The sequence below is a fragment of the Streptomyces sp. NPDC058000 genome (assembly GCF_042886435.1).
Classification (GTDB): Bacteria; Actinomycetota; Actinomycetes; order Streptomycetales; family Streptomycetaceae; genus Streptomyces.
Genome location: NZ_JBHVQS010000009.1, coordinates 80,769 through 94,155 on the forward strand (window position 1 = coordinate 80,769; position 13,387 = coordinate 94,155).

Here is a 13,387-nt window from a genome sequence, read left to right on the forward strand (position 1 = left end):
AGTTCTGGGGACGTTGGTCAGGGCTGTGCCTGGGCCCGGAGGATTGCGGGGCGGCGGCGGGAGCGGCCGGTGATTGTTGGCGGAGCCTCGCCGCCACGCCGCTGTCGTGGCCGGTCCGATCAGTCGCGGTGCCAGACATCTTCGATGGCGTCCTGGGTGTCCTCGGAGCGGGTGACCTTGAAGACGGACACCGTCAGCTTCTCGTTGACGAGGGGGACGTAGAGGCCGCAGGCGAGGGCGTTCACGTAGTCGCTCCAGATGAAGTTCTCCAGGTCGTAGCGGGAGATGTCCGAGGTGGCGGGATCTCCAGGAGTGATCCCGATGGCGCGGAGGGTGCGTGTGGGGTCTCCGGTGAGGTCCATGTCGTCCCAGCCGTCCGCGCTGACGCGGGGTGCACCGGGGACATGGACGAGGTACTTGGCGTAGGTCTCGGAGAAGGACATCTCGCAGACGCCGATGATGCGTGCGTCGGGATGGTCCTTGACCTGTGCGTCGAACTCGATGTCGAGGTTGAAAGACGTGATGCCGTCTTCACCGAGTGCGGGGTCGGTGATCTGTACCGCGGTCCCCCAGCAGCCGACGGTCACGTAGTCCAGGTCTTCCAGGAGCCGCGGGTGGCCGATGTCTGCGCGGCGCATCGGAGCAAACTCCTCCACCACGCCGGCGACGGTGCTCAGTTCGTTCACGACCTGCCGGGCGCGTACGGGGTCGTGGGCGGGTGCCTGGGTGATGGTGCGCCAGTCGTAGCGGGCCGGAGCGGGCGGGTGTATGCGGGTGATCTGGGTGACGGACTGGCGCAGGTGGGTGACGCGGACTGGGTCTTCGCCGTAGGGCAGGGGGCTCATGGGGGGAGCCTAGGACAGGGCACTGACAGACACCGTCGGCCTGCCGAGTCTCAATATGCCTGTTCTGAAGAGGAGTTGAGGCCCGATGTCTGTCCCGAAGAAGAGTTGAGGCCCGATGCCTGTCCCGACGAAGAGTTGAGGTCCGAGGCTGCCTGGCCTGCTGCACCGCACCAGGCGAAGAGCACCCCGACGGCTCCGACGGCTACCTCAACACCCGCCACCTCAGAGGGCAGTGGCCCCGCGCTGCCGACCATGGCCGGCAGCCCAGGTACGTCACTCGAGTGACTCAGGCAGGCCGCACGGAATCCAGCAGGGCGGCGCACCGGCCGAGCAGGTCGACCAACGCCGCCCTTTCCTCGTCGGTGAACTCGGCGGCCAGCGCCCGCTCCACCCGCACCGCCCGCGCGTCGGCGTTCTCCATGACGGCGTGGCCCTCGTCGGTGAGTCGGATCTCCAGGATGTTCTTGTGCCATTCGTGCGGGGTGCGTTCGATGAGGCCGCGCTCCTGGAGGTTCTTCAGCACCGTGTTCATCGTGGGTGGTGTCACTCCGCACGCCCGCGCCAGAGCGGCGGCCGAGATGCCGGGTCGCTCGGAGCTGTGCAGCAGGGCTGCGTACTGCGGGACCGTCAGGCCGGCCGGCTTCAGCGCCGCGTGCTTGGCGCCGTTCAGGGCCTGCTCGGCGCGCTTGATGGAGGAGCCGAGGCGCTCGGACACGGGCATGGACGTCATCCCCGCATCGTAACGGCCATATAGCAGGGAAGACCTCACCCGGCAATTAGTATCCACGCGAAGATTAGTGTCTTGACGATCGTTAGAGTCCTAACTTAAGTTCGTACTCATTCGATCGCCTGAGGGGCACACCCGCAGGCGCCGTGAACGGGGAGGCACCCACCCATGTCCCGAACGACCACCCGCCGCGCTCTCGCTTCGGCCGCCCTGGCCCTGACGGCCGTCGTCGTGCCGCTGGCCGCCACCGCGAGCGCCCGGCCCACAGACACTCCACCGTCCACGGGCACCGCCACCAGGCACGAGCCCCGCGCCCGCGTCTCTACCGCGTACGACCTGCCCGGCGATCGCGTCTACCCGGAAGGAATCGCCGCCGACCCGCGCACCGGCGACATCTACGTCGGCTCGTACGCGACCGGCGCCGTCTACCAGGCGACGCCCGGGCACCACGCCGCCCGGATCTTCCTGCCGTCCGGCACCGACGGGCGTACCACCGCGAACGGCTTGAAGGTCGACCGGGCCGGCCGGCTGTGGGTCATCGACTCGACCGCCGGCGTCGCCGTCTACGACCTGCACGACCGGAAGCTCATCGCCCGCTTCGACGTGACGGGGGGCGCCAAGTCGTTCGTCAACGACCTGGCGATCGCCCCGGACGGCAGCGCGTATCTGACCGACAGCTATCGGGGCGTCTTGTACCGCGTCACGCCGGGGCAGCTGGTACGGGCCGCAGCGCACGGCGGACGTGCCGAGCTGACCGCGGCCTACGACCTGACCCGTGTACTCCCCTCGGTCCCGGCCGGCACCGTCACGCTCAACGGAATCGTGGCCGACCCCTCCGGCCGCTACCTGCTCACCGTCGACATGACCGCAGGCACCCTCTACCGCGTCGACCTGACGTCCGGCGCGGTCCGCCGAGTCACCCTGCACGGCGGAGACGTATTGCACGGTGACGGTCTCGAAATGCGGGGCAACACCCTCTGGGTCGTCCACAACATGACCAACACCATCAGCCGGTGGAAGGTCGGCGACGACGGCGGGTCCGCCCGTAGGGAGCGCAGCATCACCGACCCGACGCTCCAGATCCCCACCACGATGGTCCACAGCGGCGGCCGAACGCTCGTCGTCCGCTCCCAGTTCGACAAGGGCGGCCCGATGGGCCAGGGGACGCCGCAGCCGTTCACGGTGGCCGAGGTGGACGGCATCTGAAGCAGGGCTGACGCGCCACTCGCGCAAGCGGGCCGATGAGCCACAAGCGCCCCGGCCAGGGTCCTGACCAGGGCGCTTGCCTGCCGCGCGGCCCTCTGGCTCGCTCAGACCGCACCTCCGTCAGTCGATGCCGCTGCGCGGTTCCGCGCCGCAGGGTGGCGTCAAGGAGACCTCGGCAAAGGGCAATCTGGCCGAGACCGGCTCGTCGTCCGCGCTGCCGACGATCGCCCTGGTGGGCGGCGTGGCGATGGCGGCGGGCGCGGGCGCGATCATCAGCGTGCGCCGACGCAAGGCCACTGCCGGCGCAGGCGGTGGCACGGGAGCCGCAAGTCAAGGCCCTGTGTGCCTGGCCCGGCGCCGATCCGGGGTCAGGCCCCTTCGGCCATTTGGCATAGACACGCCAAAAATCATGAGTGTCTGCCTTGTTCTCTTCAGGGGTGCGTGCCTCAATTGGCATCCCCTCACAAAGGCGGACTCCCATGAGACACAGCAAGCTCGGCATCGGCTCGTTACTCGGCGTCGGCATCGCCCTCGCGGGCACCCTCGCGATGGCCCCGGCGTCGGCCGCGGTGACACCGGATACCGCGACCCTCTCGTTCGACTGCGGTAGCTACGGCTCCGGTACGGCCACGCTCACCGCCGCCCAGAACGGCACGGACGCGACCATCAGCGTGTCCACGTCGGCGATCACGTCGCCCATAGACCTCGGGGCGAACTCGGTCACGTCGAAGCTCACGCTGACCAAGAACGGCTCGGACACGACAGTGTTCAGCGGCAGCTCCAACCCGGCGATCCCGGCCGGTAGCGCGGTCTCCACCGGGCCGCTCACCGGCACCGTCGCATCGGGCGACCAGCTGGCAGGCTCGTCGCTTCAGGTGGTGGTGCTGGGCATCACCGCGACCTGCAACGCCACGTCGCCGCAGTCCCCGGGACCGTTCGTCTTCTGACGGCGGGACATGACGGCACGGGTCGACGGTAGGAGACGGTAAGAGGGGTCGGCGGACAGTAGCCGCCGGCCCCGTGCGGCACCGCGGCACACTCTCCTGGCCGACCGGGCGTCAACAGACCATGGAGGACACGTCGAAGCACCCGCCCTAGCACTTAGGGATGGCTAGCCTTCATCCTCATGGCCCGTGTTCACCACCTCGCCGGCGTGCCCGGCTCCACCGCGTTGGACGCGACATGCGCGGCGTACTACGCCTCGATCGCTCAGGTTGATCAGAGCTGAACTGCACCATCGCGTCCCGCCCCCGACGTACTGGAGTAGAGGAAGCCGGAAGCCCGTTGCGACTCCGGAGGGCGGCTGGCCCTGCCGGATGACCGTGGTGTGCCGTATGGCGTGATCGGCGCAGGTCATTTGTTCGCTACATCCGTCGTGATGATGAATTCGGCGAATGATTCTGGTCTGGGTGGTCTGTTTCGGGAAGTCTGAATTTCGCACCGAACAGCCATATCTGTGATCGGGAGGAAGGTCATGAAGTACCTGTCTCAGATCCGCCGGAGCGCCGCCGTTCTGGCCAGCGCAGGGCTCCTCTGTGGCGTCCTCGGCAGCGGGACGGCCGCCGCCGCAGGACCGACTTCGGCCACCGTGGCCAGCCATGGTCCCTACAAGGGCCGCGTTGTCGCCAGGACCGGTGCGCCGGTGCGCACTGGTCCATCGACCCACTACAAGGTGGTGGGCGAACTTCGTCACGGCAGGGTCGTCACCATTGTCTGCAAGGTGAACGGCCGGAACGTCCGGGGCAATCCGCGCTGGTACAAGCTCCGCGATGGCCGCTATACGTGGTCGCGCAACATCGCCAACATCGGGCCGATTCCCCGGTGGTGCCACAGGCATCACCGCTGAACTTCGTGACGTAGTGACCCAGGCAGTGGCCTGGACCTGCGACGATCCGACTCGGAACGCAGCTGACCTGCGCAGACGTGCCTCTCAGCGTCTTTCGGGTACTTGCCGCGCTAGGCAGCCGATCCACCCCACACGCTCCCCAACAGCCCAGTCACTCCCCAGAGTCCCCCTGGAGAGTGCGGTGCTCTCGGAGCAGTGGTGAGACGGAAGCCACCGCAGTGGCAGGCACACCAAGTGACTGCCGCTGCGGTGGGCCTTGACTCGGCCGACTCCATGGCCGGTTGTACCGGAGGAGATAAACCGGGCGGGCCGGTGACCTGCCGCAATGGCGGTCACGCGTGCTGACTGAGTCCCCAGACGCATTGGAAGCCGTAGCGGAGGAAGCGGTCGTTGCCTGGCCAGTCCGTCCCGATGACCGTTGGTGGATCGGGCGACGTCAGTGTCGATGGATCAAGTGCCCCATCCCATCGCCTTCTTCGTCTGCCGGTGGTGCAGCGCTCGCGTAGTGCTGACCTGCTGAAACGACGGACGGGGCTGCCGTCGGAGGCGCGCCCCGCCGGAGTGCTCCGGTGGGGCTTCTGCCCGTGCGGGCCGTGAGGCCGGTGGCGGGGCGGATGTGACGGTTTCTGGGGCAGCGGAAGCAGTACGGGGCCCGCGACACCGCCGCGGGCCCCGTATGCCTGGGAAAGGCAGGGGAGGGATCGGTCACGCCCACACGGGCGTCGGCCTGGAACTGCCTGGACTACTTGACGAGTTTGCCGATGGCGTTGGCCTCCTGGACCTGGCTGGACAGGAAGTCCCACGACAGGTTGATGTAGCCCCCGTCGCCCCAGTTGCCGCCCCAGGAGTTCTCGACGCGGACGCCCTGGCTGGTGTAGCCGACGATGGTGATCTCGTGGCCGCCCAGGACCGGGTCCTCGGCGCCGCCGGGCTGGTACGAGTAGTCGGCCGCCGTCTGCTGGGTGATGTCCTGGAAGCTCTGGTGAACCGGGAGGGAGATGGCGACCGGTTCGCCGTCGGCGAGGGCCTGCTTCACGTCGGCCTGGATCTGGTTGCCGGTGTGCAGTTGGGTGTGGCCCGACAGCTTCCAGTGCGCGGCATTCTGGCGCTCGGCGTCGGTCGGCTGGGTGGTGAAGTCGAAGTCGCCCTGGGTGTAGTCCGACTTCGAGTCGACTCCCTGCGACTCCGCGATGCTGAACGTATCGTCCGGGGTGCTGCCCTGGTCGTTGCCCTTGGCTATCTGGGCGTAGGTGTACATGGGGGCCTGCGGGCCGTCGGAGATGCCCTGCTGCTTCTCCTGGATGCTGTAGCCGGAGTAGTCGATGGCCCATGACACGCAGGAGCCGACTCTGCCTTGATTGCCCGGGGCGATCGCGTACTGGCTCAGGTCCACGCTGTCCGGCACGCCCTCGGGCGCGCCGCCCTCGTGCGGTGAGAGGGCCGCGAGACGGGAGACGACCGAGGTGTGCGTCGAGAGTGCGCTCGCCTTGCCGCCGGACGGCAGCTTGGCGCCGAGCGCGAAGTGGTGGTGTGCGTCGGCATGGGGGTCGAACGTGCCTGAGGCCGAGGCGATGCCGGCGGACAGGGCGGCGACGGCGCCGGCGGCGGCCATGGCGATGGCGGCGCGGGTTTTCGTGTTCGTCTTCTTCTTGTGCGAGGGGGTCATGTGGGGGGTGTCTCCTCAGGGACGGACTTTCTGTGACCCGGTGCGGGTCACGGGCCGCCGGCCGGGGCCGGCCGGCGGAGCTTGACTGGGCGGGGAGGCTGGACGCGCTTGGGATCCGGTGGTGCCGGGCGCCAGAGTGTGCAGCCGGGGAGGCCGGGGTTCGTACGAAACCGTTGCGATGCGTGTCGCACCGCGGTGGCTGAGGCGGACCCGCCGGAACTGCTGACCTGCGGTATCGAGAAGTTTCTCAACGGCCTTGTCGGGAGCGGCAGTTCAGCAGGTGATCCGGTCGGTGGTACGCAGCACGGCTGCGGCGTAGTGGACCGGGGTGCGTGGCTATCGCGCGGGTCGGCAGGTTCCCGGGACGGCACCAGGGGTGACCGTGGCCAGGGGCCGGTGTGCGGCGGTGGGTGCGCCGGGGCTGCGCGGTGGGGATCCAGGCGAGGTCCGCAACGGAGTCTCCTTGCGTATGGCAGCAGCCCGTGCTCGACGGCCGCCGGGGGCGGTCGTGGTGCTTGGGCGGCTCCCATGGGTGTGGGGGGAAGGAGCCTGAAATGACGGACGGCCGATGTTGGAGAGTCCGGCGGTGATGCCGGTGGAACTTCTGTTCGGCAGGCCGATTGGGGCAGGAAGTTATGCGGCTCACGCATCGGGTGTCAATGGTCGAAAGCCTTCCGGCGGCGGGCAGTTGGTGCACGGACGGCGTGAATGTCCCAAAGATTTCAAGTGTGTTGGTGTGAGGTGGTGAGGTAGGGGGTGTTCGCTGCCCGTCGGCAGGGTGGTGCTGGCGGCGTGCGGGGTGGTGCCGGCCGTGGGTTCGCTTCCGTGACCAGGGGAGACGCGGTTGGGGGTGTGCGGTTGGGCAGGGGGGACGCCGCCGTCGGAAGCGGGCGGGATCGGGGGGCGGAACCGGCCCGCTGGACAGCGCGCCCGGAGCTGACTGCGCTGCCTTCTTTTTCCTTCCCTTTTCTCATTCATGGGGTTGGGAAGGTGCAGGAAGGATGCCGATGGGGCGCTCGACACCAAGTTCCGCTCCAGGCGCTTGACTTACACCAGGAGCGAACGCGCCGGGATGTACCGCCTGCTGGGCGCGAGCGACGTCGACGCCATCGGCCAGCCCGGACGCGGACGGCCACGACGTCCGGTACGCCCTCGAACAGGACACGATTCTCATCGCGGAACCGCCCCCCCCGGGCAGTCCCGGCGGCCAGTCGTGGACGCATGCACCAGCGCCGAGTGCCGGTGCTCGGCAGTGCGCCGGTCCACGCGCGGACGACGAGGCACAAGGGGGGCGCCTCATGTGGCAGCAGCCGACGAGTTCAGTGGCGCGGAGGACGATGCATGGGCGTGGCCTCGTTGGCCACAACGCGAGGCTGCGGCGGAGTGGGACGCGGCTGCCAGGCACGGTTGCTGTGGACCGGATCGACGCCCTGCACCGCACCGGCGCCCGCGTTCCCGAGCGCGGGCTGCCCGACGCCCAGGACGCCGCCGCATACGTGGCAGTTGCCCTGGCCGCCGGCCCGGGCAACTGCCGCGCCGAACTGATCGTCCACGCCCCCGTGTTTGGTCCTCCGCACCTTCCCCACCAAATAACACCCCTATGTTTACTGGGTAGTTGCATCGGTCCTGGTCTCGTCCAGCTCCGCGGCCAGCGCCGCCTCGCCGTCTGTCAGCGCCGTGCCTTCCGGCTGCCGTGCGACTGCCATGTCAGATGAGGCTTCACCCATATACGTCCCTCCAACGTGCCGGCTGCCAACTGAACGCGGTTGCGGAACCGCCGCGGACAACACGCTGGCGACGCCGCATCCCGTGCAAGACCGCGTTCGGCGCAGGGGACACTGCCGGAGCGCTGAGAGGTGCAACCGCAACGTCCACGTGGCGCGTCAGGGTGCCAGGCCGGCGGTGAAGTCTTCGGCGGCGCGGATGATGGTGGCCAAGGCGAGCAGGGAGCCTTGGACGTCGCCTGGTGTTTCGAGGCCGTGATCAGCGCCGGGCAGCTCCAGCACCCGGGCCTTGCCTCCGCGGGCCGCTGCCGCGTCCCAGTGCGGATCGCGGGTCCCACCGACCATGAGGGCGGGTGTGGTTGACACCTTGACCGCTTGGGCAACCTCGGGAACGTCAAGCATCGGCGTCAGCCAGATGCCCGGGATGCCCAATCGGACGGCCGTGGGAAGAAACCGGGTTCCCAGGCACTTGGCGAGAACCACGACGTGTCGTGCGCCCTCTTTCTCCAGCGCTGCCGTGGCCCGGTGTTCGACGTATGCCTGACGCTGCTCGTCCTGGTCCGGCGGATCCCACCACAGCTCCTGGACTGTCCAGCCACGCGCGTGCAACGCACGGGCGAGGTAGTGCAGTAACGGCCTCGCCGGCGTGTAGGTGAGCCCCGGCAGTATCAGGACCACCCGCTCCGGATCGCCGCTATGACGGATGTCAAGGACCATGACCAGGCCCTACCCACCAGCGCGAGGTGAGAAGCAGATCCCCGCCGGGCCCCACGAGCCGCTGCGGTTGCACACAAGCAATCGCGGCTTGATAGCACACGGCATGGGAACTCTCCGTGGCGAACCAAGTCGTGGCCCTTCGCCCTGGAGAACCCGAAAGCCCTGGACGCGATCTCCACCTTCCCTTGTTCCGCCCCAGGTCGCGCGGATGTGCATAGGGCTGTGCTGAGCGTCGTGCGTCGCGTTGTTCTGGTCGTGCGTGTGTGGTTCGTCAATGCCTCGCAGCTCAATGGCACCGGTGAGCGCCCCTCGCTGATGGAGACGGCCGCGCAGCGTGTGCTCGGCTGACGAGTATCAGGTGTCGTCTCGGCGCCAGTTGGGTGAGCGACTGGCGAGTGCTGTGTCTGCCCACTGCCGGAGAGGGCGACCATACGGGCAAGGGATTCGCCTACTGGAAAGGATTCGCCGTGCGCCGTGCGTTGATCGTCGTCGATGTGCAGAAGGACTTCTGCGAGGGCGGCAGTGTTCCGGTGAAGGGCGGCGCGGACAGGGCCGCCGCCATCGCCGACCTGGTTGGACGCGCCGACGGTAGTTACGCGTATATCGTCGCCACCCGCGACCACCATATCGACCCGGGAGGCCATTTCTCCGAGCACCCGGACTTCCGGGACTCCTTTCCCGAGCACTGCGTCGTTGGCAGCGCGGGAAGCGAGTTCCACCGGAACTTCGCGTCGGCCGCCACCTCCGGGGCCGTCGACGAGGTCTTCTACAAGGGGACGTACTCCGCCTCGAAGAGTGGTTTCGAGGGCTCGACCGAGGACGGCACGTCACTGGCCGACTGGCTGCGTGCCCGCGACGTCAGCGATCTCGATGTCGTCGGCATCGCCACCGATCACTGCGTGAAGGCCACCGCGCTGGACGGCGCACGAGCGGGCTTCGCGGTACGCGTCTTGCTCGACTACACCGCTGGGGTCGCCGCCGACACCACCAGCGCTGCGATCGGCGAGCTGCGCCAGGCGGGTGTGGCGCTGAGCGGCGAGCCGGTCGTCCTCGCCTGAAGCGACTGCCACTTTCGCGGTGGGGCCGGCAGACCCCTGGTGGGTGTGTGAGCCATTGCCGAAGGTGGCTGACAGTCGCCTGGTGGCTCGTCGTCAGCGCTGTCGGCTGCTGCTCGACCATGACTGGACTCCGGCCCCACGTTCTCGCTCGCTATCCAGTGTTGTCAGGCTGAGCTGCCGGGCAGCCCCGGGTCGGGTCTTGTGGCACCTCCTGAGAGACGTCGGCCAGGTTGGCTCCTGTGCTGCTCTGCCTGTGGTGCCTGAACGGCAGCTGTGACGGGGTGTCAGGCGAATGCTGCGGCGATGCGGGCGAGGGCGATCTTTCCGGCTTTCTTCGCTGCGGCGGTCTCGCCATTCGAGTCGCATCCATGTCCGGGCGTCCTGCGTGGCCCGTCAGCGCCCCCGCCCAGTCAGGTCACTTCCGCAAGTTAGGGCACGTGGAGGGCACGCCGACCCGCGAGAGGTCCAGACAACAGACAAGGCCCTGGTCTCTGACCAGGGCCTTCGTCATGGAGCGGGTGAACGGGAATCGATCCTGCGCTCTGAGCTTGGGGTTCCCTCTTGCAACGCGGCTGCCTGGCGGGCGGGGCGAGCCAGCTGCACCGGCCAGCTGAAGCGCTCGGTCGGCGACTGGCGACTGGGGACTGGAGCGCGCCTTCCGTATGCCGGACGGTGAGATCGGGCACGCGATCACGTGCGGGGTCGCTAGTCGAGGCTTCCGGTGAAGGCGCACCGGGTGAGGGCATCAGCGGCGGCAAGGCGATCGGTCTCGGATCGTCTTGCCGCGGTCGATGGCGCGTTCCGGGGAAGCGGCGATCCGCTCGCGGGCGGGACCAGGGTCGCTTGGGGAGTGGTTGGCAGGGCCGTCGGGCGCGTTGCCGAGTCCAGCGTCTCCAGTGGTTCATCGGGCATTCGCCATGACATGTCCGGACTGCGGCGCCCATCACCATGGAATCAACACATAAGCATCACGGGAGTGTCAGATGGTCTACGCGTCGAGACCGTGGTGTGCCGTTAGCGTTACTCGCCGCCCGATCCCGCGTGCGAATTTTGGTCAGGTCGTCGGCACCCCTGGCGACGCAGTCAGCACAGAAAGATCCCTGATGGACTACTGCTCGTCGTGCAGTCGGACTCTCAACGGGGCACTGGTGTGCCCCGGGTGCGGCGATTACGCCCCGGACATAGCCCCGCCTACCCACCGCCGACACGCAGCGGTGGCCGCCCCCGCAGCGTGGGACGCATGGCATGCAGCGGGCTCCGAGGCCCCTGGACGCGACCAGGGCTCGGGGGCTCACTACTCCAATGCCGCCCCCATCGCCGACGGCGCATCGCGCGCCGAGCTGCCGGACGCGTCGGAGGCCGGTTCGTCCGGCGGCCCCGACGTCACGGCCTCGACCGGGCAGGGACGAGCGGCCCGGCGGCGCCAGCTCGCACGTTGGAAGAAGCACCGGCGCCGGGCCGCGGCCGCGACCGCCGTTGCCCTGGTCGGCGGCGGCCTGACCGTCTCTCTGCTACAGAACAAGCCTTCCGCCGGCCACACCCAGGCGGCCACGACGCCGGAGCCGGAGCGCGGGTCCGCTTCCGGAACCACGACGCTCGCCTCCGCACCGGGGGCGGATCCGGGCACGCCGGCCGCACAGCACCCCGGCACCCGCCCGCCTGCGACGGCCGGCCGCGATCAGAACACCGCCGCGACGCCTCCCTCTGCCACGACGTTCCGGCATCCGGATTCCCACGCCATGACCCACCCGGCCGCGGCGCCGCTCACGACGTCGCACAGCACGCCCACGCCAGCCGAGCGACCGCACGTCGACCATGCCGCCGCGGCAGCACCGGCACCCACCGCGCCCGCGGCCACCGCCCCCGCGGCCACCGCGTCCTCCGGCGCGGGCAGTACCTCTCCGACGCGCCCCGCACCGGCCGCTTCGACACCGCCGACCGCCCAGCCGACGTCCCCGACGAACGTATGCCTGCTGGGAATCGTCTGCGTCGGCTCCTGACCGACGCCGCGGAACCGGGAACGGGGTCCGAGGCACGCCTGCTCGACCACACCGATCCCGGCATCGGGAGCGGCCGTTGTCACTCCTCGATGCCTGGGAGGGGAAGGGCGATGGTGACGCCTGGTCGTTGAGCGATGTGTGACGGAGCTTGTGGAGCCGTTGCTGCCGCACTGGCAGCAACGGCTTAACCCAACCCCACAGGTCGTCCGACACAAGCCACGGCGGTCCCTTCCCCCACGACCTCCTCAACAAGCCGTGGAAGGAACGGGCATGGGCGCCTCCTCCTCGCAGCCGGTGTTCCCCTTGCCATGTCTTCTCACTGTGTGCGGGTCAACTCGTGCCGCGATTTCGCCGGTCTCGATCTTGGTCACAGTCAGCGTGACGAGGTGACAGCTGTCTCGGCTCGGCACACTGAGCCGCACATGGCCGTGGGCTGCTAGTGTCCTGCGCCGGAGATTCGTCGGCAGAAACGGGCGAGGGAGTCGAGGATCTCCTCGGCCGTCTTGGTCCAGATGAATGGCTTGGGGTCCTCGTTCCAGTTCTTGACCCATGTGCGGATGTCGGCTTCGAGGGCCTGCACGTTCTTGTGTGCGCCGCGGCGGATCATCTGGTCGGCCAGGAAGCCGAACCACCGCTCCACTTGGTTGATCCACGAGGAGCCGGTCGGGGTGAAGTGCAGCTGAAACCGCGGGTGCTTACCCAGCCACGCCTTGATCGCGGGAGTCTTGTGGGTGCCGTAGTTGTCCACGATCAGATGGACCTGGAGGTGCGCGGGCACTTCCTTGTCGATCCTGATCAGGAACTTCTTGAACTCCGCTGCCCGATGCCTGCGGTGCAGGGCACTGATGACCTCGCCGGTGGCAACATCGAAGGCCGCAAACAAGGTGGTCAGGCCGTTGCGGACGTAGTCGTGGGTCCGGCGCTCGGGCATGCCCGGCATCATCGGCAAAACCGGCTGGGACCGGTCCAGCGCCTGGATCTGGGACTTCTCGTCCACCGAGAGCACGACCGCGCCTTCGGGCGGATTGAAGTACAGGCCGACGACGTCGTAGATCTTCTCCACGAACAACGGGTCCGTCGACAGCTTGAACGTGTCTGCGAGATGAGGCTTGAGCTGGAACTTCCGCCAGATCCGGCCGATGGTGGACTTCGACAGGCCACTGTGGTCCGCCATCGACTTCCGAGACCAGTGAGTCGCGTTCTTCGGGATTTCCTCCAACGTCGCGACCACGACTGCCTCTACCTGATCGACATCGACCGTCGGCGGCCTCCCCGGCCGAGGCTCGTCGGTCAAGCCGTCCAGTCGGTCGGCCAGGAACCGCCGCCGCCACTTACGGACCGTGTCCGCAGTCACCCGCAGATCCCGAGCGACTGCGACGATCGGTGGCACCTCCGGCCCCGCACACGCCAGCACAATCCGTGCCCGCAAAGCCAACGCCTGAGCCGACGTCGCCCGGCGCGTCCACCGCTCCAACACCGCCCGCTCCTCATCACAGAGCAGCAACGGCTCCAGCTTCGGGCCCCGACGAGGAACTGACGCACCAGCAGAAGAAGAAGTCACACAACAACTAACGATCAACTACTGGCGCAGGACACTA

General features: G+C 68.3%; 12 protein-coding genes. 7 read left to right on the plus strand and 5 right to left on the minus strand.

Translation table 11 applies throughout. The features are described from left to right. Positions 1-119: 119 nt before the first annotated feature. Positions 120-845, minus strand: a complete 726-nt coding sequence (locus tag ACFVT2_RS12145; protein WP_390015639.1) for a DUF6333 family protein — start codon at positions 843-845, stop codon at positions 120-122. A gap of 286 nt (positions 846-1,131) precedes the next feature. Further along, on the minus strand, positions 1,132-1,575 hold the full coding sequence (locus ACFVT2_RS12150; protein WP_390015641.1) for a MarR family winged helix-turn-helix transcriptional regulator: 444 nt from the start codon (positions 1,573-1,575) through the stop codon (positions 1,132-1,134). A gap of 165 nt (positions 1,576-1,740) precedes the next feature. Here ACFVT2_RS12150 and ACFVT2_RS12155 point away from each other — a divergent pair, with 165 nt between their 5' ends. The 4 genes from ACFVT2_RS12155 to ACFVT2_RS12170 all read left to right on the plus strand — a co-directional run bounded on the left by ACFVT2_RS12155 (position 1,741) and on the right by ACFVT2_RS12170 (position 4,624). Next, positions 1,741-2,778, plus strand: a complete 1,038-nt coding sequence (locus tag ACFVT2_RS12155; protein ID WP_390015644.1) for an SMP-30/gluconolactonase/LRE family protein — start codon at positions 1,741-1,743, stop codon at positions 2,776-2,778. A gap of 127 nt (positions 2,779-2,905) precedes the next feature. After that, positions 2,906-3,388, plus strand: a complete 483-nt coding sequence (locus tag ACFVT2_RS12160) for an LAETG motif-containing sortase-dependent surface protein (protein WP_390015647.1) — start codon at positions 2,906-2,908, stop codon at positions 3,386-3,388. Beyond that, positions 3,327-3,725 (plus strand): hypothetical protein, encoded by a 399-nt coding sequence (locus tag ACFVT2_RS12165; RefSeq protein WP_390015649.1) that lies wholly within the window; start codon positions 3,327-3,329, stop codon positions 3,723-3,725. Before ACFVT2_RS12160 ends, ACFVT2_RS12165 begins: the two co-directional genes overlap by 62 nt. A gap of 527 nt (positions 3,726-4,252) precedes the next feature. Then, positions 4,253-4,624, plus strand: coding sequence for an SH3 domain-containing protein (locus ACFVT2_RS12170; RefSeq protein ID WP_390015651.1), 372 nt, complete (start codon positions 4,253-4,255; stop codon positions 4,622-4,624). Positions 4,625-5,366: 742 nt separating this feature from the next. Here ACFVT2_RS12170 and ACFVT2_RS12175 read toward each other — a convergent pair. Both ACFVT2_RS12175 and ACFVT2_RS12180 read right to left on the minus strand, forming a co-directional pair. Continuing rightward, a complete protein-coding gene (locus ACFVT2_RS12175; RefSeq protein WP_390015653.1) occupies positions 5,367-6,290 on the minus strand; it encodes a C1 family peptidase in 924 nt (307 codons plus the stop codon). Positions 6,291-8,173: 1,883 nt separating this feature from the next. Continuing rightward, positions 8,174-8,731: an alpha/beta hydrolase gene (locus ACFVT2_RS12180; protein ID WP_390015656.1), complete on the minus strand. Its 558-nt coding sequence runs from the start codon at positions 8,729-8,731 to the stop codon at positions 8,174-8,176. 222 nt (positions 8,732-8,953) lie between these two features. Here ACFVT2_RS12180 and ACFVT2_RS12185 point away from each other — a divergent pair, with 222 nt between their 5' ends. From ACFVT2_RS12185 to ACFVT2_RS12195, 3 genes are all read left to right on the plus strand, one after another. Next, positions 8,954-9,079, plus strand: coding sequence for a hypothetical protein (locus ACFVT2_RS12185; protein ID WP_390015658.1), 126 nt, complete (start codon positions 8,954-8,956; stop codon positions 9,077-9,079). Between the two features lie 119 nt (positions 9,080-9,198). Continuing rightward, positions 9,199-9,789, plus strand: coding sequence for an isochorismatase family protein (locus ACFVT2_RS12190; protein ID WP_390015661.1), 591 nt, complete (start codon positions 9,199-9,201; stop codon positions 9,787-9,789). Between the two features lie 1,214 nt (positions 9,790-11,003). Continuing rightward, on the plus strand, positions 11,004-11,789 hold the full coding sequence (locus tag ACFVT2_RS12195; RefSeq protein ID WP_390015663.1) for a hypothetical protein: 786 nt from the start codon (positions 11,004-11,006) through the stop codon (positions 11,787-11,789). Between the two features lie 436 nt (positions 11,790-12,225). Here ACFVT2_RS12195 and ACFVT2_RS12200 read toward each other — a convergent pair whose 3' ends face one another. Then, on the minus strand, positions 12,226-13,350 hold the full coding sequence (locus ACFVT2_RS12200; protein ID WP_390015666.1) for an IS630 family transposase: 1,125 nt from the start codon (positions 13,348-13,350) through the stop codon (positions 12,226-12,228). Between the last annotated feature and the right edge of the window lie 37 nt (positions 13,351-13,387).